Here is a 22,102-nt window from a genome sequence, read left to right as displayed (position 1 = left end):
GATCAGAGCCTCTTCAGGTGGTAGGATTTCGGACGGGTCAGATTGTGATAGCCGATCACCGAAAGCGCGCCGCCGCGTCCGGTGTCCTTGCGGCCCGTCCAGACCAACGCGGGGTCGAGGTAGTCGGCGCGGTTCATGAAGACCGTGCCCGTCTCCAGCAGAGCCCCCAGCCGCTGGGCGCGCTCGGGATCCTGCGTCCAGAGGCTGACCGTCAGGCCATAGGCGCTGTCGTTCATCAGGCGGAGGGCTTCCTCGTCGCCGCTGACCGGCATGATTCCGACCACCGGCCCGAAGCTCTCCTCGCGCATGACGCGCATGTCGTGGTTCACCTGGGTGAGGATCTGCGGCGTGAGGTAAACCCCGCCGTCGTCCTCGGCCATGGTGGGGACATGGGCCTTCGCCCCCGCCGCCACGGCTTCGGCGGTCTGGGCGCGCACCAGATCCGAAAAGCGCCGGTTGGCCATGGGGCCCAGAGTCGTCGCCTGATCCAGCGGATTCCCGAGCTTGTAGCCGCGCGTCAGAGCCACGGCCTTCTCCAGAAAATCGCCGTAGAGGCTTTCATGGACGTAGATGCGTTCGATGCCGCAGCAGCATTGTCCGGCGTTGTACATGGCGCCGTCGATCAGGGTCTCGACCGCCGCGTCCAGATTGGCGTCGGCCATGACGTAGCCCGGATCCTTGCCGCCCAGCTCCAGCCCGAGCGGCGTGAAGGTGCCCGCCGCGGCGCGCTCCATGGCCTGTCCTCCAGCCACCGAGCCCGTGAAGTTCACGAAGTCGAAGGCCCGCGCGGCGATCAGGCCGCTGGTGGTCTCGTGATCGAGATAGAGGTTCTGCACGACGTCTTCCGGCACGCCGCCCGCATGCAGCGCCTCGACGATCCGCGCGCCGGTCAGCAGGGTCTGCGTCGCGGGCTTGAGGATCACCACGTTGCCCGCCATCAGCGCCGGAACCACCGTGTTGATCGCGGTCAGGAAGGGATAGTTCCAGGGCGCCACCACCAGCACCACGCCATGAGGCTCGCGGCGGATGCGGCGGATGAATTTCGCGCTCTCCTCGATCTCGATGGGCGCGAGGGTCGCGGCGGCGATCTCGGCCATATAGGCGGTGCGGTCGCGGACGCCGCCATATTCGCCGCCGTAGCGCGTCGGGCGGCCCATCTGCCGGGCCAGCTCCGGCACGATCTCGGCGTTGCGCTCGCCGAGGATCTCGATCCCCCGCGAGACCAGAGCCACGCGCTCCGCCAGAGGACGGGCGGCCCAGGCGGCCTGAGCCTTGCGGGCGCGGGCCACGGCGGCTTCGGCCTCGGCGCGGCTGGCGGCGGGGCGCTCGGCGTAGACGGAGCCGTCCACGGGCGAGACGCATGTCAGGATGGTCGTCATCTTCGTCTCCTCAGAAATTCTTCCCGGCGAGGCTCAGCAGCGCTCGAAGCCGCGCGCGACCTCCCAGTCGCTGACGACGCGCTCGGATTCCTCGACCTCCCAGCGGGCGGCGCGGACGTAATGCTCCACCACCTCCTCGCCGAAGGCCGCGCGCATCAGCGCCGAGCCTTCGAGCGCCGCCGCAGCCTCCTTGAGCGTGCGCGGCAGAGGCGTCGCGTCGCCGTCGTAGGCGTCGCCCGAAAAGGGCTCGCCGAGCTTCATCTTCTTCTCGACCCCGGAGATCCCCGCCGCGATCAGCGCCGCCATGGCCAGATAGGGATTGAGGTCGGCGCCGCCGATGCGGCATTCCATGCGCACGGCCTTCGTGCCCTCGCCGCAGAGCCGGTATCCGGCGGTGCGGTTGTCCGGAGACCAGACGGCGGAGGTCGGCGCGAAGCTGCTGCGCGCGAAGCGCTTGTAGCTGTTCACATAGGGCGCGAGGAAGACCATGAACTCCGGCGTATGGGCCAGCTGCCCCGCCGTGAAGGCGCGCATGAGCTTCGACATGCCCCGCTCGCCCCTGGGGTCATGGAAGGCGGGATTGCCTCCGGCGTCCCGGAGCGACATGTGGACATGGCTGGAGGAGCCCACCCGGTCATGACGCCATTTCGCCATGAAGGTGATCGACTTGCCCTTGCTCCAGGCGATCTCCTTGCAGCCGTTCTTGACGATGACGTGGTTGTCGGCGGTGTCGAGGGCGTCGGAATAACGGATGTTGATCTCTTCCTGTCCGGCCTCGGCCTCGCCCTTGGAGTTCTCGACCGGCAGGCCCGCGCCGTAAAGCCCGTTGCGGATGGCCCGCATCACGTCTTCTTCCTTGGTGGTCTGGAAGATCGCGTAATCCTCGTTGTAGCCGCTGACCGGCTTGAGGTCGCGGAAGCCCTGGTCGCGCAGATGCTCGTAGCTCTGTTCGAAGAGGAAGAATTCGAGCTCGGTGGCCATCATGGGCTTGAGCCCCATGGCCTCCAGCCGGGCGATCTGCCTTTTGAGCATGGCGCGCGGCGCATGCGCGATCTCGTGATGGCCGTGATGGTCCAGCACGTCGCAGAGGACCAGCGCGGTCTTCTCCAGCCAGGGGATGCGGCGCAGCGTGGAGAGATCGGGCTTCATCATGTAGTCGCCGTAGCCCGCGCGCCAGCCGGTCGAGAGATAGCCCGCCACCGTGTTCATCTCCAGATCGGTCGCGAGGAGATAATTGCAGCAATGGCTCTCCGCAAAGGCGCTCTCGACGAAATGGCGCGCATGGAAGCGCTTGCCCATCAGACGGCCCTGCATGTCGACGATGGCGGCCACCACCGTGTCGATCTCCCCGGCCTCGACGGCCTTGCGCAATTCGTCGAAGCTCAGATTTCCCGGCATTCGTCCCCTCATGTCTTCTGTATGGGCGCTCTTGTCGGCTGCAAGGGCGCGTCGAACGGCCCGACGCTCCCCCCGGGCGCCTCTTCCTGAGGCCTCCGCGCGCCGACCCCGGGCATAGTAGAGGGCAATCCGGAAACTGGAAACCGCTTTTCGGAAGCCCCCGGACCAGGCTTGCGCGCGGGCTCCGGAGGCGGAGGGCGGATCAGGTTATCCGACAACTTGTCAGACATATATTGACATCATGCCGGACGAATGTCTTACTCCCTCCCGCGGCCAGCCCGATTCAGAGGCCGGGCCTCAGGCGGACGCCTTCGAAGCTTCAGGGAGCGAGCATGATCATCACCGATGTCGAGGTCCGGGTCTTCCGCACCATGACCCGCCGTCATTCCGACAGCGCGGGCCACGCCCATCCGGGTCCGGCCCATCAGGTTCCTCAGGCCATGCTCACCCTGCGCACGGAGGACGGCCATGAAGGCCATTCCTTCACCGCCCCCGAGATCCTCCGTCCGCATGTGATCGAGAAATTCGTCCGGAAGGTGCTGATCGGACAGGATCACCGCGACCGCGAAAGGCTCTGGCAGGATCTGGCGCATTGGCAACGCGGCTCGGCGGCGCAATTGACCGACCGCACCCTGGCCGTGGTGGATTGCGCGCTCTGGGATCTCGCCGGACGGACGCTGAACCAACCGGTCTACAAGCTCGTCGGGGCCTATCGCGACAAGGTTCCGGCCTATGGCTCGATCATGTGCGGCGACGAGATGGAGGGCGGCCTCGCCACCCCCGAGGATTACGGCCGCTTCGCCGAGACCCTCGTGAAGCGCGGCTATCAGGGGATCAAGCTGCACACCTGGATGCCTCCGGTGAGCTGGGCGCCCGACGTGAAGATGGACCTCAAGGCCTGCGCCGCCGTGCGCGAGGCCGTCGGGCCGGACGTCCGCCTGATGATCGACGCCTTCCACTGGTATTCCCGCAGCGACGCCCTCGCGCTCGGCAAGGGGCTGGAGAAGCTCGGATTCGACTGGATCGAGGAGGCCATGGACGAGCAATCCATGTCTTCCTACAAATGGCTGGCCGACAACCTCGACATCCCGGTGATCGGGCCGGAGAGCGCGGCGGGCAAACATTGGCATCGCGCCGAATGGATCAAGAGCGGCGCCTGCGACATCCTGCGCACCGGCGTCAACGACGTGGGCGGGATCACGCCGGCGCTCAAGACCCTGCATCTCGCCGAGAGCTTCGGCATGGATTGCGAAGTCCATGGCAACACGGCCATGAATCTGCAGGTGGTCGCCGCCGTGAAGAATTGCCGCTGGTATGAGCGCGGGTTGCTCCATCCCTTCCTCGAATATGACGACGGGCATGATTACCTGAAATCGCTCTCCGATCCGATGGACCGAGAAGGCTTCGTCCATGTGCCGGATCGCCCGGGCTTGGGCGAGGAGATCGACTTCGACTTCATCGAGAACAACCGCATCTCCTGAGGAGCGAACCGCCATGAAGGAGATCCTCGCTTTCGGCGACAGCCTCACCTGGGGCGCGGATCCCTCGACGGGGCTGCGTCATCCTCCGGCCTTTCAATGGCCTCGCGCGCTGGAGGCCGAATTGGCCGGACGCGCGCGGGTGATCGCCGACGGCCTCGGCGGGCGGACCACCTGCCGCGACGATCATGGCGGACCCGCCTGCCGCAACGGCGCCAAGGCGCTGCCGGGGGCTCTGGCGGCGCATATGCCGCTGGATCTCGTCATCTTCCTGCTCGGGACCAACGACCTCAAGGCGATCCACGGCGGACGCGCGGTCTCGGCTCAGGCCGGGATGCGGCGGCTCGTCGAGATCGTCGAGACTTTCCCCTTTAAGCCCCGCTCCGCCAAGCCGAAGATCCTGATCGTGGCGCCGCCGCTCTGCGGCGAGGGAAGCGGCGGCAAGGCTCCGGCGGGCGGGCGCGAGATCGCGGAATCCCGGCTTCTGGCTCCGCTCTACGCCGAACTCGCCGCCGCGACGGGCTGCGGCTTCTTCGACGCCGCCAACGTGGCCGATCCCTCGCCCGCCGACGGCGTCCATCTGGAGGCCGAGGCCACGGCGGCCCTCGGGCGGGCTCTGGCGGGGCCGGTCGCGGCCCTGCTCGACTAAATCAAACGCCGCAGGACGGCGCTGGAACAGCCGCGCATCGCAAGCGGCCCCCGCCGGAAAGGCGGGATCGGGAGGAGATCATGAACCGCTTCTTCGCCTCCGCCGCTCTGGCGGCCCTGACCTTCACGACCTGTCTGACGGCTCCGGCTTCGGCCCGCACGCCGGAGGATCAGTTCGTCGTCGCCACGACGATGAACAACATCCTGACCCTCGATCCCGCCGCCATCACCGGGCGCGAGACCGTGCAGGTGCTCAACAATATCTATGACACGCTGGTCATCCTCGACGAGGACAAACGCATTCTCCCCCGCCTCGCGGAAAGCTGGGAGATCGCCGAAGACCGCATGTCGGTGGTCTTCCATCTGCGCAAGGACGCGGTCTTCGCTTCGGGGAATCCGGTCACGGCCCGGGACGTGGTCTGGAGCCTCACGCGGCTGATGAAGATCAATCTGGCGCAATCCTCCTTCTTCAAGTCGCGGGGCTTCTCCGCCGAGGGCTCGGAGCGGCAGTTCCAGGCCCTCGACGACCATACCTTCCTGCTGACCCTGCCCGAGCCCAACGATCCCCTGATGCTGCTCATGCTGCTGGCGCAGAACGGCCCCGGCACCATCCTCGACAGCAAGGTCGTGCAGAGCCATGCGCGCGGCGAGGATCTCGGGGCGGGCTGGCTGACGCTGAACGCGGCGGGCTCGGGGCCTTTCCTGCTCGGGGAATGGGCCTCGAACGAGCATATCCTCCTCTTGCGCAACGACGGCTATTGGGGCCCGGCTCCGGCGATGTGGCGGATCATCGTGCGGCATCTGCCGGAATCCCAGACTCAACGCCTGATGCTCCGGCGCGGCGACATCGACGTCGCCTATTCGCTCCAGGCGCCCGACCTCAAGGCTCTGGCGGCGGACGACGAGATCACGGTGGCCTCGACGCCGGGCTCGGGGTTCTATTACCTCGCCATGTCGATGAAGGACGAGCGCTTCCAGAACCTGAAGGTCCGCGAGGCCCTGCGCCTGCTCATCGACTACGAAGGCCTCGACCGCGCCGTGATGCCCTATTACGGCAAGCTGCATCAGCGGCCGATCAGCACCGGCGCCATGGGGCTTCTGCCCGATCCGGGCTATCGGCTGAACGTGGCGCGGGCGAAGGCGCTGCTCGCGGAGGCGGGATATCCCAACGGCTTCCGCGTGACTCTGCGGGCCTTGTCGGAGGATCCCTTCATGAAGGCCGCCACCGCCATTCAGAACACCCTGACTCAGGGCGGACTTCAGGTGGAGCTGATCACCGGCTCGGGAGATCAGATCTACGGCGCCATGCGCGACCGGAATTTCGAATTGCTCATCGGGCGCGGCGGCGGCGGACAGCAGCCCCATCCCGACAGCAACCTGCGCTCCATGGCCTATAACCCCGATAATTCCGACGCCGCCCGCCTGACCAACTATCAGAGCTGGCGCGTGAGCTTCTACGACGCCAAGCTGAACCGGATGATCGAAGAGGCCCTTCTGGAGCGCGATCCCGCAACCCAGATCCGCGATTACGAAGCGATTCAGATCCATATGGATGAAGTCGCCGCGCCGATCATGCCTTTCTCCGAAGTGGTGGACACCGCCGCCTATCGCGCCGACGTCGAGGGCATGATCGTCAGCCCCTGGGTTTCGCGCTTCGAGGGCGTCACGAAGAACCGCTGAAGCTTCCTCCCCAGCGGCGGACTGGCGCGCTCCCTCGTGGAGCGCGCCCTTTCTTTTGCGCAGGGGCCGCCCATGAAAAAAGGCCGCGCGGGAAGCGCGGCCTCAAGTCTGGGGAGAAAGAAAGCGAAGGGGCTCAAGCCCGCCCTTCGTAATCCAGCGAGGCGCCGATCAATTCGCGGGCGTAAGGATGCGTCGCCTGATTGCCGGGGATGGCCTCGCGAGGCAGGATCTCGGTGATCTCGCCGCGCAGCATCACCGCGAAGCGGTCGCACATGTGGTCCACCACCGCGAGGTCGTGAGTCACCATGACGTAGGTCAGCCCCCGCTCCTCGCGCAGACGCGCCAGAAGATTGAGGATCTCCGCCTGCACCGAGACGTCCAGCGCCGAAGTCGGCTCGTCGAGGAGCAGCAGCGCCGGTTCGAGGATCAGCGCCCGCGCGATGGCCACGCGCTGACGCTGGCCGCCCGAAAGCTGATGCGGAAAGCGGTCGAGGAATCCGACCGGCAAGCCCACCTCGATCATGGCCCGCTTCATGCGGCCTTCATGATCGTCCAGCCCATGGATGCGCAGAGGCTCGGCGAGGGTCGTCCGCACCGACTGGCGCGGATGCAGGCTGCCATAGGGATCCTGAAACACCATCTGGATCAGGCGGCAGCGCTGTTTGAGCGGCAGTTCGCGCAGATCCCGGCCGTCGATCTTGACCTCGCCGCTCCAGATGGTCGTCAGCAGCGAGACGCAGCGCAGCACGGTGGATTTGCCCGAACCGCTCTCGCCGACCAGCCCGAAGCATTCGCCCGGCGCCACGGAGAAGCTCACCGACGGCAGCACCTTCACGGCGTCCGGGCCTTCGCCGAAGGTGATGGAGAGGTCGCGGATCTCGAGGGAGGCGGTCATGCGGGCAGCTCCTCTGTCCATTCGGGGCGACGGTCCAGCACCGCGAGCGGCTTGCGCGGCCCGCCGATGCGCGGCTGGGCGGCCAGAAGTCCCCGCGTATAGGGATGCTGCGCCTTGTCGAATTCGCCCGCCTTCAGGGTCTCGACCACCCGGCCCGCATACATGATCAGCACGCGGTCGCAGAAATTGCGGACGAGATTGAGGTCGTGGCTGATCATGATCAGCCCGATTCCGCGATCGCGCACCAGCCCGTCGAGGATGTTCAGCACCTGAAGCCGCACCGTGACGTCCAGCGCGGAAGTCGGCTCGTCGGCGATGACGAGATCCGGATCGGCCAGCAGCATCATGGCGATCATCACGCGCTGGCCCATGCCGCCGGAGATCTCGTGCGGATAGAGGTCATGCACCCGCTCGGGATCGCGGATGTTCACCGCCGCCAGCATTTCGAGGGTTTTGGCCTTAGCCTCGGCGCGGCTGACGGGGAAATGACGCAGACAGGTCTCCGCCACCTGACTCCCGACGCGCTGGATGGGATTCAGCGAGAATTTCGGATCCTGGAGGATCATCGACATTCGTCGGCCCCGGACCTTCAGCATCTCGGCTTCGGAAAGCGCGAGGAGGTCCAGATCCTCGAAACGGAGCCTGTCCGCCGTGATCCGCGCGCCGGGCAGGAGCTTGAGCAGCGCCCTCCCCACCGTGGATTTGCCCGAACCGCTCTCGCCCACCACCCCGAGCCTCTCGCGGCCCAGCGTGAAGGAGACTCCCCGCACCGCCTCCGAAGACGCGCCCGGATAACGGATGGAGAGATTGGAGACTTCCAGAATGGGATCCGTCATGGCCTCACCTCCGGTTCATCTGTCTGGGGTCGAGCGCGTCGCGCAGGCCGTCCCCGAGAAGGTTGAAGGCGAGGCTCACGCAGAGGATCGCCACGCCCGGACAAGCCACCAGCCACCAGCTGTCGATCATGTAGCGGCGGCCCGTGGCGATCATCGCGCCCCATTCGGGCTCGGGCGGCTGGGCGCCGAGGCCCAGAAACCCGAGTCCGGCCGCCGTCAGGATCACCGTGGCCATGTTCAGCGTCAGCCGGATCACCACCGAAGGCAGACACATCGGAATGATGGATTTCAGGATGATCCGCAGCGGCGAAGCTCCCTGAAGCCGCGCGGCGGCGATGTAGTCGGCCTTGCGGAAGGTCATGGTCTCGGCCCGCGCCAGACGCGCGATGGGCGGCCATGACGTCAGGGCGATGGCGATGATCGCATTGCCGAGGCTCGGCCCCAGAGCCGCCACGAAGGCCAGCGAGAGGATCAGCGAGGGAAAGGCCAGGAAGATGTCCGTCACGCGCATGAGCACGGCGTCCATCCAGCCCCCGACGTAGCCCGCCGTCGCCCCGACGATCAGCCCGATGGGCCCCACCACCACGCTCACCAGGAAGATGATCCGCAAGGTGATCCGCGCGCCGTAGACGAGGCGGCTGAAGATGTCGCGGCCGAGTTCGTCCGTGCCGAAGAGATGGCCGCTCCCCGGCGGCTGGAGCACGTTGTCCAGATTCTGCGCGAAGGGGTCATGCGTGGCGATCCAGGGCGCCAGAGCCGCCGTCAGGACCAGAACCGCGATCACCGCCAGCCCGAAGGCCGAAGTCGGAGAGCGCAGGAGATAGGCGAGGATGTTGCGCAGCGCCGACAGCCATCCCGGCAGGCGCGCAGGAGAAGATGCGATGTCGGTCATTTCGTCCTCGGGTCGAAGAGGCGATACAGGACGTCGGAGAGCAGATTCAGCAGGATGAAGATCACCCCCACGATCAGCACGCAGGTCATCACCGCGTTCATGTCGCCGATCACGAGGTTGTTCGTCAGATATTGCCCGAAGCCCGGCCAGGCGAAGACGGTCTCGATCAGCACGGCGCCTTCGAGCAGCGCCCCGTAGGAGAGCGCCACGATGGTCACCAGCTGCACCCGGATGTTGCCGAAGGCGTGACGCCAGATGGTCTGGCCGCGCGAAAGACCCTTCACGCGGGCGGTGGTCATGTATTCCTGGTTCAGCTGGTCCAGCATGAAGCTGCGGGTCATGCGGGTGATGTAGGCCGAGGCCGAATAGCCCAGCAGAGCCGCCGGGAGGATCAGGTGGTTGACCGCCGAGCGGAAGACCTCCCAGCGGCCCGCCAGCAGGCTGTCGATCAGCAGGAAGCCCGTGCGGCCCGGAACCATGCCGATGTAGAAATAATCCATCCGCCCCGAGCCGCCGACCCAGCCCAGCCAGGCGTAGAACACCAGAAGGCCGATCATGCCGGTCCAGAAGATCGGCATGGAATGGCCGAAGAGGCTGAAGACCCGCACCGCATGGTCGATCCAGCGGTCCCTGTTCACCGCCGCCAGCACCCCGAGCGGAATCCCGAGCCCCGCGCCGATCACGATGGCGAAGGTGGCCAGCTCGATGGTGGCGGGCATCACATGCAGGATGTCCTGGATCACCGGCTGGCCGGTGCGGATCGACTGGCCGAAATTCCCGGTCAGCACGTCGCCCATGTAGCGCAGGAACTGCGCCCAGAGCGGGCGGTCCAGGCCCAGCTGGGCGTGGACCATGTCGTAGGTTTCGGGCGTGGCGTCCTCGCCGACGATGGCCCGCACAGGATCGGCGGGCATCATGCGGCCGATGAAGAAGGTGAGAACCAGAAGCCCGAGCAACGTGATCGCGACGCTCGCGAGCTGCCCGGCGGCGCGTCTCAAGCGCCGGCGACCTGTGGACATGATTCCTCCCTGACGCGCTCTTTTCCCGTCGCCCCTTGCGACAAGGCAGACAGAAGCGGCTATTTGTATGACAAGTTAGGAAGGACTGTCACACGGCAAGCCGCCTGTCAAGCAGGTCGTCAGAGAAAATCCTCGCGCCGAGGCGTGAATCCGTCGATCAGCTCGCCCGCCTCCAGACAGCGACAGCCATGCTCGACGCCCGAAGGAACGATCAGGCTGTCCCCCGCCTTGAGCAGATAGGTCCGGCCGCCGCGCTGGAATTCGAAGATTCCGCGCGCCACATAGGTCGATTGCACATGCGGATGGCTGTGCGGAGCCCCTACGGCGCCCTTTTCGAAGCGGAAGGACACCACCATCAGCGCCGGATCCTCGGAGAGGACCTGGCGCTCCACGCCGGGATCGGCGCGCCGGACGGGGAATTCGGGCAGGGAATCGGTCTGGGTCATGGGGATCTCCATCAGGGGAAGATCGCCCTATATCTCCGGCCTTCCTGTCTGACAAGAGCGCATCAACCCTCGGCCAGGCTCCGCCCGCTGCGCAGGAGCGCCTTGTAGCGCTCCAGACTGCCGCGCAGATGGGCGCGCATCCGCTCGCGGGCCTGGTCGGCGTCGCCTTCGATGAGGGCGTCCACGATCCGGCCGTGCTCCTCCTGGAGATGCAGGTTGTAGTCCTTCGGACGAGCCCCCGGCTCCGCGCCCTGCAATTCGCCCCGAGGGATGACCCCCGCCCGGATCAGATGCAGGAACTCCGGGAAGCGGCGGTTCTGAGTCGCCTCGGCGATGGCGAGGTGAAAGGCGAAATCGGCGTCTCGGGTGGGCTCTCCGGCGCGCAGAAGCTCGCCGATCCGGGCGTGGGCTTCGAGAATCCCCTCCAGCTGCGCCGGAGACCGCCGCGTCGCCGCCAGAGCCGCCACCTCGATCTCGCAGGCGGTGCGCAGCTCCAGAAGCTCGATCACCGAGGAGATGCGCGAGCTGGTCAGATCGTCGAAGGGCCGCGAGGGGCGGTCGGCCGGATCCAGCGCGAAGATCCCCGCGCCCTTGCGCGCCTCCACAAGGCCGTCGGCGCGCAGGGCGGCCACGGCCTCGCGCACCACGGCCCGGCTGACGGAATGGATGCGGGTCATCTCGTGTTCGCTCGGCAGCTTCTCGCCGGGGCGGAAGGCGCCCGCCTCCAGCTCCTTGCGCAGGGCCTGGGCGAGCTGTCCGGCGAGCGTCTCCTCGCCGCGCGGACGCGCGGCTCGGGCTGGTTCCTTCATGGGGGTCTCCCGATGGCCTGCCGGACAGATCATCCGCCAGTTCGGCAGCTAGCCCGAGATCCCGCGGCTTGACAAGCTCCGCCGCGCCTGCGCCGCCTCACGCGAAGGGCTGTTCGTGGCTCCAGGCGGGGATGCGCCGCCGCGCCTCCTCCACGGCGGAGAGGTCCAGATCGACCACCGTCGCCGAGACGCCTTCGCCCGCGTCGGCGAGGATCTCGCCCCAGGGCCCCACCGCCAGCGAATGGCCGTAGCTGGCGCGCAGGGTGCCGGAATCCGAGCCCCCATGCACGCCCCATTGCGCCGGCGCCAGCACGAAGGCTCCGGTCTCGATGGCGCGGGCCTTGAGCAGCGCATGCCAGTGGGCCTTGCCGGTGGGCACCGTGAAGGCGGCGGGAATGGTCAGGAGCCGCGCGCCGCCGATGGCCAGCCTGCGATAGAGATGCGGAAAGCGCAGATCGTAGCAGACCGTCATGCCGAGCCCGCCCCAGGGGGTTTCGGCCACGACGGTCCGCGCCCCCGGACGCACCCTTTTCGCCTCGTCATAGGTCTCGCCGCCGGGCAGATCGGCGCGGAAGGCGTGGATCTTGTCGTAGCGGGCGCGGATCTCGCCGAATTCGTCGATGAGGATCGAGCGGTTCGCCGCCCGCGCGGGATCGTCCTCCGCCTTGAGCATCAGCGAGCCCAGCAGAAGCCACACGCCCAGCTCCGCCGCCAGAGCCTGCGAAGCCTTCAGGAAGCCGTCCTCGCCCTCGGGTCTGGCCTGAGCCGAAACGCCCGATCCGGCGGCGGCGATGCGGTTGGTCACCTCCGGCGTCAGGATGAGCCGCGCGCCCTTGCCCGCCGCTTCGCGGATCAGAGCCTCGGCCTGTTTGAAATTGGCGGCTTCGTCGGGGCCGCCCCGCATCTGGATCAGCCCGACGCGCAGAGTTTTATTCTCGCCCATCATGCGCCGATCCCCAGCTTCGCGTCGAGTTCTCCGGCCCGCTCCAGCGCATGCAGATCGTCGGAGCCCCCGACATGCTCGCCCTCGATGAAGATCTGGGGCACGGTGCGGCGCCCGCCCGCGCGACAGATCATCTCCTCGCGCAGGGCCGGATCTCCGCCGACCTCCTTTTCCTCGAAAGCGACGCCCTTGCGCTTGAGCAGCGCCTTGGCGGCCATGCAATAGCCGCAGGCGGGTCCGGTGTAGATCTCGACTCGCGCCATGGGCGCCTCCTTCATTCCGCGTCTTCCTCTGCGTCCCAGACCCGCGCGAAGGCGAGGACGTCGACCCTCGCCCCGGCCGCGGTCAAAGCCTGAGCCGCCGCGCCTAAAGTGGCGCCTGTGGTGCTCACGTCGTCCACGATCAGAACGCGCCTTCCGCGGATCTCCGCCCGGAAGCGCTCCGGGACCGCGAAGGCGCCGACTAAGTTCGCCCGTCGTTCTTCGGCGGTCAAGCCGCCTTGGGAGGGCGTCGCGCGCAGACGCCGCAGCCATTCGGGACGATAAGGCTTGCCCCCGAGCCGCGCCAGAGCCCGCGCCAGCTCCGCCGCCGGATCGAACCGCCGCCGCAGAGTCCGGCGCCAATGGGCCGAGGCCGGAGCCACCGCCTCGCATTCCTCCAGCAGAGGCCCCGCCGCCCGCGCCATCCAGCGGGCCATGAGCGGCGCCGCCTCCAGACGATCCGCCCGCTTGAGCGCAAGAGCCAGAGCCCGCCCCGCTCCGCGATAGGCCATGGCCGCGCGCCCGCGCTCCCAGGGCGGAGGCCGCTTGAAGCAATCCGGACAGAGCCGCCGCGTCTCGGGCCAGAGGGGGGCCTCCGCCGGGACGCCGCAAGCCTCGCAGAGCTCCGGGCCCTCGAAGAAGCGCGCCTCGCGCCAGCAGGGGCCGCAGAGCCCTTCATCCTCGGTCTCCGCCTCGCAGATGGGGCAGAGGCGCGGAAAGAGCAGATCCGAAAGGGGCGTCAAAAGGCGCAATGCGGCGGCTCTGGTCAAGGCGGCCTCCGGAGAATAAACCTGAGAACCATTCTAAGCCGCCTCCTTCAGCCAAGAGAAGCCCCCAGCCTTCATGTCCGCCGCGCCCTCCCTCTTCGACCCCGCCCTGAGGCGCCTGAGGCGCGACCGCGCCGCCCGCAGCCTCGGGGAGGCGGATTTCCTGCTGACGGAGGTCTCCGAACGGCTGGCCGAGCGGCTGGAGGACGTCTTGCGCAGCTTTCCGCGAGTCGCGATCCTCGGGGCCTGGGACGGGACTCCGGCGCGGATTCTGGCCGGGCGCTCCGGAATCGGGAGTCTGATCCAGGTGGAGTCCTCGCCGCTCATGGCGGCCTGCGCGGCGGAGTTCGGTCCGGTGGTCGTGGCCGACGAGGAGGCGCTTCCTCTGGCCGAAGGGAGCTTCGACCTCATCCTCGCGCCCCTGACGCTCCATGGCGTCAACGACCTGCCCGGCGCCCTGACCCAGATCCGCCGCGCGCTCAGGCCCGACGGCCTGTTTCTCGGGGCCATGCTGGCGGGCGAGACCTTGCAGAACCTGCGCTCCGCCTTCGCCGAGGCCGAGATCCAGACCGCAGGCGGGCTCTCGCCGAGGGTGGCGCCCTTCGCCGATCTGCGCAGCCTCGGGGGCTTGCTGCAAAGGGCCGGATTCGCCCTGCCCGCCGCCGATCTCGACCGCATCGAGGCCAGCTATCGCGAGCCTCTGCGGCTGCTGCACGACCTCAAGGCCATGGGCGAGTCCAATCCGCTGCGCGAGCGCCGGAGGGCCTTCCTGCGCCGCGACACCCTGCTCAGGGCTCTGGAGATCCTCGCTCTGGATCCGCCGCTGAAGATCCGCTTCGACGTCGCCTTCCTGACAGGATGGGCGCCGCATGAAAGCCAGCAGAAGCCGCTGAAGCCGGGCTCGGCGCAATTCCGCCTCGCGGAGGCGCTGAAGACCCCCGAGCATCCTCTCGACGACAAGCCCGAACCCCTCTGAAATCCCGGAGCCCTCCATGACTTCGCCCAACGCCTCCCGCCTCGGGGTTCTGCTGCTGAACCTCGGTACGCCCTCCGGGACCGATTACTGGTCCGTGCGGCGCTATCTGAAGGAATTCCTCTGGGACGCCCGCGTGATCGAGCCCCCGCCCTCGCGGGCGCTCTGGTGGCTGATCCTCAATGGAATCATCCTGACCAAGCGGCCCTTCTCCTCCGGCGAGGCCTACAAGGGCATCTGGAACAACGAGCTGAACGAATCCCCCCTGCTCACCATCACCCGCGAGCAGACGCGCAAGCTCTTCGAGGCCTTCACCGCCCGGCGCCCCGAGGCCGACGTGGTCTTCGACTTCGCCATGCGCTACGGCGAGCCCAACACCCCCGACGCCCTCCGGCGCATGGCCGAAGCCGGATGCGACCGCATCCTGACCTTTCCGCTCTATCCGCAATACGCCGCCGCCACCACCGCCACCGCCAACGACCAGGCCTTTCGCGGCCTGATGAAGCTGCGCCGTCAGCCGGCGCTGCGCACGGTCCCGGCCTATTACGATCATCCGCTCTACATGGAGGCCCTCGCCGGGAGCGTCCGGCGCCATCTGGAGGCCCGCAAGGCCGAGGGGGCTCCGGCGCCTCAGCGCATCCTCTGCTCCTATCACGGCCTGCCGGAGCGCTATGTGGCCTCGGGCGATCCCTACGCCGATCAATGCCGCGAGACCACCCGCCTGCTCGGCGCGGCCCTCGGCGGGCCGGAGGGCTGGGTGGAGAGCGCCTTCCAGTCGCGTTTCGGCAAGGAGGAATGGGTCAAGCCCTACACCGTGGCGCGCGTGGCCGATCTGGCGCGCTCGGGTGTGACGGACATCGCGATTCTCGCTCCCGCCTTCTCCGCCGACTGCGTCGAGACCCTGGAGGAGATCAACGAGGAGATCCGCGAATCCTTCGTCCATGCGGGCGGGAAGCGCTTCGACTACATCCCCTGCCTCAACGCCGAAGACGCCCATGTCTCGGCGCTGCTGGCCATCGTCGAGCGCGAGCTTGCGGGCTGGCTGCCCGAGGCGCCGGCGGGCGTTCCGCAGGCCTGAGTCCTCCCCTTCCGCAGAATCTCCAGCGGCCCGCGCCTTCCGACGAAGGGGCGGGCCGCTCCGTTTTCCGCGCGGCGGCGGGCCGGGAGGCGGGGGCGTCCGGCCTCCGGAATTTCTTCCAAAACGCTTTGAGAAATCGGCCCGACCGGCGCCCCATCTCCCTTGACACCTTGTGGCTCTTCAGGGATTTTAATCTTCAAAGCGTTTTGACAAAACGCGATCCGGAATCGCCGCGCCGCGCCCGGACCGCTTTCGGTCGACGCTTCGACAAAGGCCCTCCGCGCTTCGGCGTCCTCATGAGAGGGCCGTCCAGGAAAGACGCTCCAGGGAGGAGTTTCATGAAGTTTCGCGCATCTCTCGCCGCTCTCGTCGCGGGCGGAGTCCTGACGGCGACTCCGGTCCTCGCGGCCGACATCTCGATGGTCCTCGGCTCGGTCGGCCAGGACGCGACCTTCATGGCCAAGGAGGTCAAGCTCTTCGAGGAGGCCACCGGCCACAAGGTGACCATCGTCCCCATGCCCGCCTCGACCACCGATCAATTCGGGCAATACCGGCTCTGGCTGGCCCAGGGAAAGAACGACATCGACGTCTATCAGACCGACGTGATCTGGGCGCCCCAGCTCGCGGATCAGTTCCTCGACCTGACCGAAGCCGCAAAGGATGTGGTCGGGGCGCATTTCCCCGCCATCATCGAATCCCAGACCGTGGGCGGCAAGCTGGTCGCGCTGCCGATCTTCACCGACGCGCCGGGGCTCTACTACCGCACCGACCTTCTGGAGAAGCACGGCGAACAGCCCCCGAAGACCTGGGACGAACTCGCCGCCACCGCGAAGAAGATCGTCGAGGCCGAGCGCGCCGCCGGAGCCAAGGACATGTGGGGCTTCGTCTGGCAGGGCGCGAGCTACGAAGGCCTGACCTGCAACGCGCTCGAATGGGTGAAGTCCTCGGGCGGGGGCCAGATCGTCGAGGCGGACGGGACCATCTCGATCAACAATCCCGAAGCCGCCGCCGCTCTGGACCGCGCGCGCGGCTGGATCTCCGACGGAATCACGCCGCCGGGCGTGCTCTCCTATCAGGAGGAGGAGGCGCGGGGCGTCTGGCAGCTCGGGAATTCGGTCTTCATGCGCAACTGGCCCTACGCCTACGGGCTGGGCTCCAGCGCGGATTCCGTCATCAAGGGGAAATTCGCAGCCATTCCCCTGCCCTCGGTCGAGGGCCAGGCCTCGGCGGCGACGCTCGGCGGCTGGAATCTCGCGGTCTCGCGGCATTCGCGGGTTCAGGAGCCCGCCACCGAGCTGGTGCTCTTCCTCACCTCCGCCGAGGCCCAGAAGCGCCGCGCCATCGAGAATTCGCAGTTCCCGACCGTCATGGCGCTCTACGACGATCCGGAGATCGCCGAGAAGCAGCCCGTCACGATCATGTGGAAGGACATCCTCACCAACGCCGTGCCGCGCCCCTCGGCCCCGACGAAGCTGAAATACAACGAAGTCTCCTCGCGCTTCTGGAACGCCGCCCACAGCGTGCTCTCGGGCCAGAAGACCGGCGCCGAAGCGCTGGAGGAGCTGGAGGTCGGTCTGGCGCGGCTTCAGGGCCGCGGCTGGTGAGGCCCGCGGAGCTTCCGGCCCTCAGGGGCTGAAGGGGCTCCCTTCTCCCGGAATTCGCCGTCCCGCGTGCGCGCGGGGCATCCGCATCGCGTCCGGCGCTGCGGGCGGAGGCTTCACGCCTGCTCCCGAGGCCCGGACGCCCGCTTCGTCGGGATTCCCATGACTGCGGAGACCTCCTTGTCCCAGGCGCCGCCTCCGGAGGCGACGCGGCGTTCGCGCCTGACGGCGCAGCGCATCAGATCCGCCTGGATCTTTCTGACGCCCATGATGCTGGCTCTGACGCTGGTCGCGGGCTGGCCTCTGTTCCGCAACATCTATTTCTCCTTCACCGACGCCTCCCTGACCAATCTGGGGGCGGCGCGGTGGATCGGCTTCGACAATTACTATTCGAAGATCACCCTGGCCAGCGGCCGCGAAGTGACCTCCGGGCTTCTGGTGGATCCGGCCTGGTGGGGGGCGGTCTGGAACACCCTGCGGTTCGCCTTCCTCTCGGTGGGCTTCGAGACGGTCTTCGGGCTGATCGTGGCTCTGGTGCTCAACGCGGAGTTCAAGGGCCGCGCTCTGGTGCGGGCGGCGGTTCTGGTGCCCTGGGCCATCCCGACCATCGTGTCGGCGAAGATCTGGGCCTGGATGCTCAACGACCAGTTCGGCGTGATCAACGACGCCTTCCTGAGGCTCGGGCTGATCTCGGAGAAGGTGGCCTGGACCGCCTCGCCGGACACCGCCATGACCGCCGTGCTCATCGTGGACATCTGGAAGACCACGCCCTTCATGGCGCTGCTGATCCTCGCGGGGCTTCAGATGGTCCCCAAGGACATCTACGAAGCCGCGAAGATCGACGGCGTGCATCCGGTGAAGCAGTTCTTCAGGATCACCCTGCCCCTGATCTGGCCCGCGGTGATGGTGGCGGTGATCTTCCGCCTGCTCGACGCGCTGCGCATCTTCGACCTCATCTACGTGCTCACGCCCAACAACGCCCAGACCCGCACCATGTCGGTGGCGGTCCGGGAGAACCTCTTCGATTTCGACAATTTCGCCTATGGCTCGGCTCAGGCCACGATGCTGTTCTTCATCATCGCGCTGATCACCATCCTCTACATCACCCTCGGCCGGGTGCGCTTCGATGGGGGCAAGTGATGGCGGTTCCAAAGATCGTCTGGCGGATCGGATTCTGGCTTCTGGTGGCCTTCATCGTCTTCATGTCGGTGTTTCCGTTCTATTACGCCATCGTCACCAGCTTCAAGAAGCCCGGCGAGATATTTCAGGTCAGCTATTGGCCGACCTCCTTCTCGCTGGAGAATTATAAAAGCGTCCTGACCTCCGGCGATTTCCTGCGCAATATCTGGAACTCCATCGTGGTGGCGGTTTCGGTGGTGGCTCTGGCCATGCTCATGGGGATCACGGCGGCCTATGCTCTGGCGCGGGTGCGCTTCAGAGGCCGGGGCGCTTTGCTGCTCATCATCCTCGGCGTCTCGATGTTCCCGCAGGTGGCGGTTCTCTCGGGCCTTTTCGAGCTGGTCAGCGGCGTCAATAACTTCGGGACGCGAGTTTTAGGGATCAACCTCTCCAACACCCATTGGGCGTTGGTCTTCAGCTATACGATCTTCACCCTGCCCTTCACGGTCTGGGTGCTGACCACCTTCATGCGCGATCTGCCCATGGAGATCGAGGAGGCCGCCATCGTCGACGGCGCGACGCCTTGGCAGATCGTCAGCAAGGTCTTTCTGCCGCTCATGTGGCCCGCTCTGGTGACGACCGGGCTTCTGGCCTTCATCGCGGCCTGGAACGAATTCCTCTTCGCGCTGACGTTCACCTCTTCGGCGCAGATGCGCACGGTTCCGGTGGGGATCGCGCTGCTCTCCGGCTCGACCCAATACGAGGTTCCCTGGGGCAACATCATGGCCGCTTCGGTGATCGTGACCCCTGCCGATCATCCTCCTCGTGCTGGCCTTCCAACGCAAGATCGTGTCCGGCCTGACCGCCGGCGGCGTGAAAGGATAAGAGATGGCTCGCATCCAGTTGAACGGCGTGCGCAAGAGCTTCGGCGGCGTGCATGTGATCAAGGGCGTGGATCTCGACATCCGCGCGGGCGAATTCATGGTCTTCGTGGGGCCTTCGGGCTGCGGGAAGTCGACGCTGCTGCGGCTCATCGCGGGGCTGGAGGACATCACCTCCGGCGAGATGCGCTTCGACGACCAGCGCATGAACGACAAGACCCCCTCGGAACGCGGAATCGCCATGGTCTTCCAGAGCTATGCGCTCTATCCGCACATGAGCGTCTATGACAACATGGCCTTCGGCCTGCGTCTGGCGAAGGGCGAGGAGGCCGAGACCCGCAAGCGCGTCGAGCGGGCGGCGGAGATGCTGCAGATCAAGCAATATCTGGAGCGCCTGCCGAAACAGCTTTCGGGCGGCCAGCGTCAGCGCGTGGCCATCGGGCGGGCCATCGTGCGCGATCCGAGGGTCTTCCTCTTCGACGAACCCTTGTCGAACCTCGATGCGGCCTTGCGCGTGGCGACCCGTCTGGAGATCGCCAAGCTGCATCACGACATGGGCAAGGCGACCATGATCTATGTGACCCATGATCAGGTCGAGGCCATGACCCTCGCGGACCGCATCTGCGTGCTGCGCGACGGGCTGGTGGAGCAGGTCGGCACGCCGCTGGAGCTTTATGAAAAGCCCGCTTCGGTCTTCGTGGCGGGATTCATCGGCTCGCCGAAGATGAATTTCTTCTCGGGCGCCCATGCTTCGCCTCTGGGCGCGCACACCATCGGCGTGCGGCCCGAACATCTCGTGGCGGCGCCGGAGAAGGCCGGGACATGGAGCGGACAGGTGGCCCATCGCGAGGTCATGGGCTCCGACACCTATCTCTACATCGACGTCGGCGGGCCGGAGCTGATCACTCTGCGCGAAACGGGGATCTCCGGGCGCAATCCCGGCGATTCCATCGCCCTGACGCCCATGGCGCCGCATTACGTCCATCGCTTCGACGAAGCGGGACGTCCCGTCTGATTTTCCTTCGGGGGCGGGCCTCGCAGGTTCGCCCCTCTCACTTCATGAGGAGTTCGGGCCATGCCCATCCGCGCGCTCGTCTGGGGCGAAAACATCCATGAGCGGACGAACAGGACCGTCGCTCAGGTCTATCCCGACACCATGCACGAGACCATCGCCGCCGCCCTGCGCGAGGATCCGGAGATCTCCGCCTCGACGGTGGTCATGCAGGATCCCGAGCATGGCCTGACCGAGGCGAAGCTCGCCGAAACGGATGTCCTGCTCTGGTGGGGGCATCAGGATCACGGCGGCGTCGCCGACGCGGTCGTGGAGCGCGTGGCGGCCCGCGTCCATGAGGGCATGGGGCTGATCGTGCTGCATTCCGGCCATTTCTCGAAGATCTTCAAGCGGCTGATGGGCACGCCCTGCGCCCTCAAATGGCGCGAGGCCGGAGAACGCGAAAGGCTCTGGGTCACGGCGCCGCATCACCCCATCGCGAAGGGTCTGCCGCAATGTTTCGAGCTGGAGATGGAGGAGATGTACGGCGAACATTTCTCCGTGCCGGAGCCTCTGGAGACGGTCTTCATCTCGTGGTTCCAGGGCGGCGAGGTCTTCCGCTCCGGCCTGACCTACAAGCGCGGCGCGGGGAACGTCTTCTACTTCCGCCCCGGCCACGAGACCTATCCGAGCTATCACGACGCCAATGTGCGCCAGGTCCTGCGCAACGCCGTGCGCTGGGCCCATAATCCGCAGGGCGCCTACAAGGCCATCCACGAGGCCCCCAACGTGCCGGTGGAGAAGGCCCTCGAACCTCTCGTGGAGCGCGGGCCGAAGCTCCACGCCCCCGGCGAAGCGGGATATCGGTGAGCGCCATGCGGCTTTTGATCCTCGGAACCGGCGGCATGGCCAACACCCACGCCGAACATTTCGCCGCCATCCCCGGCCTGGAGATGGTCGCGGCGGTCGACCGCGATCCGGCGCGCGTCGAGGCCTTCGCGGCCAAACATGGCGTGGAGCGGCGTTTCCTCTCTCTGGAGGAGGCGCTCGCATGGGGCGAATTCGACGCCGCGGCCAACGTCACGCCGGACGGCGCCCATCACGCCACCACCATGGCCCTGATCAGGGCGGGCAAACATGTCTTTTGCGAAAAGCCCCTCGCCACCGACGCCGCGAAGGCCTTCGAGATGGCCGAAGCCGCCGAGGCCGCCGGGCTGATCAACATGGTCAACTTCACCTATCGCAACGTGCCGCAGCTTCAGGAGGCGCGGCGGCGCGTCCTCGCGGGCGAGATCGGCGCGGTCAAGCACATCGAGGCGAGCTATCTGCAAAGCTGGCTGGTCTCGAAGGCCTGGGGCGACTGGAAGACCGAATCGCAATGGCTCTGGCGGCTCTCGAAGAGCCATGGCTCCAACGGCGTGCTCGGCGACGTGGGGGTGCATATCTTCGACTTCGCCGTCCATGGCGCGGGCGCGGACGTCTCGCGGGCCTTCGCGCGGCTGCTCACCTTCGACAAGGCCCCCGGCGGGCGCATCGGAGAATATCCCCTCGACGCCAACGACAGCTTCGTCATGACCGCGCAATTCGCCAATGGCGCGGCCGGAGTCATCCACGCCACGCGCTGGGCCACGGGCCATTCCAACGATCTGCGCCTGAGGATCTACGGCGACAAGGGCGCTCTGGAGGTCAATCACAGCAACAAGGAGGGCTCCGGACTGCGGGGCTGCCTCGGAGCGGATACAGAGGGCTTCGTCTGGCGCGATCTGGAGGCCCCGAAAACCCCCACCACCTACGAAGGCTTCGTCGAGGCCGTGCGGACGGGCGTCAACGGAGAGCCCGATTTCCGCCATGCGGCGCGGATCCAGCAGATCGTCGATCTCGCCGCCCGCACCGAGGAGACCCGCAAGGAGGCCGAAGTCTGAAGCCTCTCTGAGGGCCTCCATGATCCGGGGAGCATGATTGCCGGAGCTTCCCCGCGTCGGCGCGAAGCCGCAGGATGACTGCGGTTG

General features: G+C 67.0%; 21 protein-coding genes and 1 pseudogene. 11 read left to right on the top strand and 11 right to left on the bottom strand.

Annotated features, from left to right (window positions below):
* Positions 1-2: 2 nt before the first annotated feature.
* Both PHN62_RS08815 and PHN62_RS08810 read right to left on the bottom strand, forming a co-directional pair.
* Positions 3-1,379: an aldehyde dehydrogenase family protein gene (locus PHN62_RS08815; protein ID WP_300149211.1), complete on the bottom strand. Its 1,377-nt coding sequence runs from the start codon at positions 1,377-1,379 to the stop codon at positions 3-5.
* Between the two features lie 33 nt (positions 1,380-1,412).
* The gene (locus PHN62_RS08810) at positions 1,413-2,777 is read right to left on the bottom strand and encodes a glutamine synthetase family protein (protein WP_300149209.1); all 1,365 of its coding nucleotides are present in this window, start codon (positions 2,775-2,777) and stop codon (positions 1,413-1,415) included.
* Between the two features lie 332 nt (positions 2,778-3,109).
* On the opposite strand from PHN62_RS08810, the gene PHN62_RS08805 reads away from it, so the two are divergent.
* The 3 genes from PHN62_RS08805 to PHN62_RS08795 all read left to right on the top strand — a co-directional run bounded on the left by PHN62_RS08805 (position 3,110) and on the right by PHN62_RS08795 (position 6,583).
* Positions 3,110-4,258, top strand: coding sequence for a mandelate racemase family protein (locus PHN62_RS08805; RefSeq protein ID WP_300149206.1), 1,149 nt, complete (start codon positions 3,110-3,112; stop codon positions 4,256-4,258).
* Between the two features lie 13 nt (positions 4,259-4,271).
* The gene (locus PHN62_RS08800; protein WP_300149203.1) at positions 4,272-4,904 is read left to right on the top strand and encodes an SGNH/GDSL hydrolase family protein; all 633 of its coding nucleotides are present in this window, start codon (positions 4,272-4,274) and stop codon (positions 4,902-4,904) included.
* Positions 4,905-4,984: 80 nt separating this feature from the next.
* On the top strand, positions 4,985-6,583 hold the full coding sequence (locus PHN62_RS08795; RefSeq protein WP_300149201.1) for an ABC transporter substrate-binding protein: 1,599 nt from the start codon (positions 4,985-4,987) through the stop codon (positions 6,581-6,583).
* 133 nt (positions 6,584-6,716) lie between these two features.
* Here PHN62_RS08795 and PHN62_RS08790 read toward each other — a convergent pair whose 3' ends face one another.
* The 9 genes from PHN62_RS08790 to PHN62_RS08750 form a co-directional block, all read right to left on the bottom strand.
* Entirely contained in the window at positions 6,717-7,478 is a 762-nt protein-coding gene (locus PHN62_RS08790) for an ABC transporter ATP-binding protein (RefSeq protein WP_300149198.1), read from the bottom strand.
* Complete coding sequence (locus tag PHN62_RS08785; protein ID WP_300149197.1) at positions 7,475-8,314, bottom strand: ABC transporter ATP-binding protein; 840 nt, start codon at positions 8,312-8,314, stop codon at positions 7,475-7,477. Before PHN62_RS08785 ends, PHN62_RS08790 begins: the two co-directional genes overlap by 4 nt.
* Positions 8,315-8,318: 4 nt before the next feature.
* Positions 8,319-9,206, bottom strand: coding sequence for an ABC transporter permease (locus PHN62_RS08780; RefSeq protein ID WP_300149196.1), 888 nt, complete (start codon positions 9,204-9,206; stop codon positions 8,319-8,321).
* Entirely contained in the window at positions 9,203-10,225 is a 1,023-nt protein-coding gene (locus PHN62_RS08775) for an ABC transporter permease (RefSeq protein WP_300149194.1), read from the bottom strand. The genes PHN62_RS08780 and PHN62_RS08775 overlap by 4 nt, the downstream gene beginning before the upstream one ends.
* Positions 10,226-10,344: 119 nt before the next feature.
* Positions 10,345-10,671, bottom strand: a complete 327-nt coding sequence (locus PHN62_RS08770) for a cupin domain-containing protein (protein WP_300149192.1) — start codon at positions 10,669-10,671, stop codon at positions 10,345-10,347.
* Between the two features lie 62 nt (positions 10,672-10,733).
* Positions 10,734-11,480, bottom strand: coding sequence for a FadR/GntR family transcriptional regulator (locus PHN62_RS08765; RefSeq protein ID WP_300149190.1), 747 nt, complete (start codon positions 11,478-11,480; stop codon positions 10,734-10,736).
* Between the two features lie 97 nt (positions 11,481-11,577).
* Complete coding sequence (locus PHN62_RS08760; RefSeq protein ID WP_300149188.1) at positions 11,578-12,426, bottom strand: carbon-nitrogen hydrolase family protein; 849 nt, start codon at positions 12,424-12,426, stop codon at positions 11,578-11,580.
* Positions 12,423-12,686, bottom strand: coding sequence for a glutaredoxin 3 (grxC, locus tag PHN62_RS08755; RefSeq protein ID WP_300149186.1), 264 nt, complete (start codon positions 12,684-12,686; stop codon positions 12,423-12,425). Before grxC ends, PHN62_RS08760 begins: the two co-directional genes overlap by 4 nt.
* Positions 12,687-12,697: 11 nt before the next feature.
* Positions 12,698-13,453: a double zinc ribbon domain-containing protein gene (locus PHN62_RS08750; protein WP_300149184.1), complete on the bottom strand. Its 756-nt coding sequence runs from the start codon at positions 13,451-13,453 to the stop codon at positions 12,698-12,700.
* A gap of 73 nt (positions 13,454-13,526) precedes the next feature.
* Between PHN62_RS08750 and PHN62_RS08745 the strand changes: the two genes are divergently transcribed.
* The 8 genes and pseudogenes from PHN62_RS08745 to PHN62_RS08710 all read left to right on the top strand — a co-directional run bounded on the left by PHN62_RS08745 (position 13,527) and on the right by PHN62_RS08710 (position 22,015).
* Complete coding sequence (locus PHN62_RS08745) at positions 13,527-14,426, top strand: class I SAM-dependent methyltransferase (RefSeq protein WP_300149182.1); 900 nt, start codon at positions 13,527-13,529, stop codon at positions 14,424-14,426.
* A gap of 16 nt (positions 14,427-14,442) precedes the next feature.
* On the top strand, positions 14,443-15,501 hold the full coding sequence (gene hemH / locus PHN62_RS08740) for a ferrochelatase (protein ID WP_300149180.1): 1,059 nt from the start codon (positions 14,443-14,445) through the stop codon (positions 15,499-15,501).
* Positions 15,502-15,839: 338 nt separating this feature from the next.
* Entirely contained in the window at positions 15,840-17,105 is a 1,266-nt protein-coding gene (locus PHN62_RS08735) for an ABC transporter substrate-binding protein (protein WP_300149178.1), read from the top strand.
* Between the two features lie 177 nt (positions 17,106-17,282).
* The gene (locus PHN62_RS08730) at positions 17,283-18,242 is read left to right on the top strand and encodes a carbohydrate ABC transporter permease (RefSeq protein ID WP_300149176.1); all 960 of its coding nucleotides are present in this window, start codon (positions 17,283-17,285) and stop codon (positions 18,240-18,242) included.
* Positions 18,242-18,961 (top strand): annotated as a pseudogene (locus tag PHN62_RS17425) (carbohydrate ABC transporter permease); the annotation flags it as partial. The gene PHN62_RS08730 and the pseudogene PHN62_RS17425, both read left to right, overlap by 1 nt.
* Before the next feature lie 148 nt (positions 18,962-19,109).
* Positions 19,110-20,117, top strand: a complete 1,008-nt coding sequence (locus tag PHN62_RS08720) for an ABC transporter ATP-binding protein (RefSeq protein ID WP_300149174.1) — start codon at positions 19,110-19,112, stop codon at positions 20,115-20,117.
* A 60-nt stretch (positions 20,118-20,177) separates the two neighbouring features.
* On the top strand, positions 20,178-20,963 hold the full coding sequence (locus tag PHN62_RS08715; RefSeq protein ID WP_300149173.1) for a ThuA domain-containing protein: 786 nt from the start codon (positions 20,178-20,180) through the stop codon (positions 20,961-20,963).
* Positions 20,964-20,968: 5 nt separating this feature from the next.
* Positions 20,969-22,015, top strand: coding sequence for a Gfo/Idh/MocA family oxidoreductase (locus PHN62_RS08710; RefSeq protein ID WP_300149171.1), 1,047 nt, complete (start codon positions 20,969-20,971; stop codon positions 22,013-22,015).
* The last annotated feature ends 87 nt before the right edge of the window (positions 22,016-22,102 follow it).

The sequence above is a fragment of the Neomegalonema sp. genome, assembly GCF_028688855.1.
Classification (GTDB): Bacteria; Pseudomonadota; Alphaproteobacteria; order Rhodobacterales; family Rhodobacteraceae; genus Neomegalonema.
Note: the sequence above shows the minus strand (reverse complement) of the source record. Positions and strands in the feature narration are given on the sequence as shown.

What these genes read in the sequence shown, in the direction of transcription:
- PHN62_RS08815 (WP_300149211.1), bottom strand. Translation starts at nt 1,379, where the DNA reads ATGACGACCATCCTGACATGCGTCTCGCCCGTGGACGGCTCCGTCTAC.
- PHN62_RS08810 (WP_300149209.1), bottom strand. Translation starts at nt 2,777, where the DNA reads ATGCCGGGAAATCTGAGCTTCGACGAATTGCGCAAGGCCGTCGAGGCC.
- PHN62_RS08805 (WP_300149206.1), top strand. Translation starts at nt 3,110, where the DNA reads ATGATCATCACCGATGTCGAGGTCCGGGTCTTCCGCACCATGACCCGC.
- PHN62_RS08800 (WP_300149203.1), top strand. Translation starts at nt 4,272, where the DNA reads ATGAAGGAGATCCTCGCTTTCGGCGACAGCCTCACCTGGGGCGCGGAT.
- PHN62_RS08795 (WP_300149201.1), top strand. Translation starts at nt 4,985, where the DNA reads ATGAACCGCTTCTTCGCCTCCGCCGCTCTGGCGGCCCTGACCTTCACG.
- PHN62_RS08790 (WP_300149198.1), bottom strand. Translation starts at nt 7,478, where the DNA reads ATGACCGCCTCCCTCGAGATCCGCGACCTCTCCATCACCTTCGGCGAA.
- PHN62_RS08785 (WP_300149197.1), bottom strand. Translation starts at nt 8,314, where the DNA reads ATGACGGATCCCATTCTGGAAGTCTCCAATCTCTCCATCCGTTATCCG.
- PHN62_RS08780 (WP_300149196.1), bottom strand. Translation starts at nt 9,206, where the DNA reads ATGACCGACATCGCATCTTCTCCTGCGCGCCTGCCGGGATGGCTGTCG.
- PHN62_RS08775 (WP_300149194.1), bottom strand. Translation starts at nt 10,225, where the DNA reads ATGTCCACAGGTCGCCGGCGCTTGAGACGCGCCGCCGGGCAGCTCGCG.
- PHN62_RS08770 (WP_300149192.1), bottom strand. Translation starts at nt 10,671, where the DNA reads ATGACCCAGACCGATTCCCTGCCCGAATTCCCCGTCCGGCGCGCCGAT.
- PHN62_RS08765 (WP_300149190.1), bottom strand. Translation starts at nt 11,480, where the DNA reads ATGAAGGAACCAGCCCGAGCCGCGCGTCCGCGCGGCGAGGAGACGCTC.
- PHN62_RS08760 (WP_300149188.1), bottom strand. Translation starts at nt 12,426, where the DNA reads ATGATGGGCGAGAATAAAACTCTGCGCGTCGGGCTGATCCAGATGCGG.
- grxC (WP_300149186.1), bottom strand. Translation starts at nt 12,686, where the DNA reads ATGGCGCGAGTCGAGATCTACACCGGACCCGCCTGCGGCTATTGCATG.
- PHN62_RS08745 (WP_300149182.1), top strand. Translation starts at nt 13,527, where the DNA reads ATGTCCGCCGCGCCCTCCCTCTTCGACCCCGCCCTGAGGCGCCTGAGG.
- hemH (WP_300149180.1), top strand. Translation starts at nt 14,443, where the DNA reads ATGACTTCGCCCAACGCCTCCCGCCTCGGGGTTCTGCTGCTGAACCTC.
- PHN62_RS08735 (WP_300149178.1), top strand. Translation starts at nt 15,840, where the DNA reads ATGAAGTTTCGCGCATCTCTCGCCGCTCTCGTCGCGGGCGGAGTCCTG.
- PHN62_RS08720 (WP_300149174.1), top strand. Translation starts at nt 19,110, where the DNA reads ATGGCTCGCATCCAGTTGAACGGCGTGCGCAAGAGCTTCGGCGGCGTG.
- PHN62_RS08715 (WP_300149173.1), top strand. Translation starts at nt 20,178, where the DNA reads ATGCCCATCCGCGCGCTCGTCTGGGGCGAAAACATCCATGAGCGGACG.
- PHN62_RS08710 (WP_300149171.1), top strand. Translation starts at nt 20,969, where the DNA reads ATGCGGCTTTTGATCCTCGGAACCGGCGGCATGGCCAACACCCACGCC.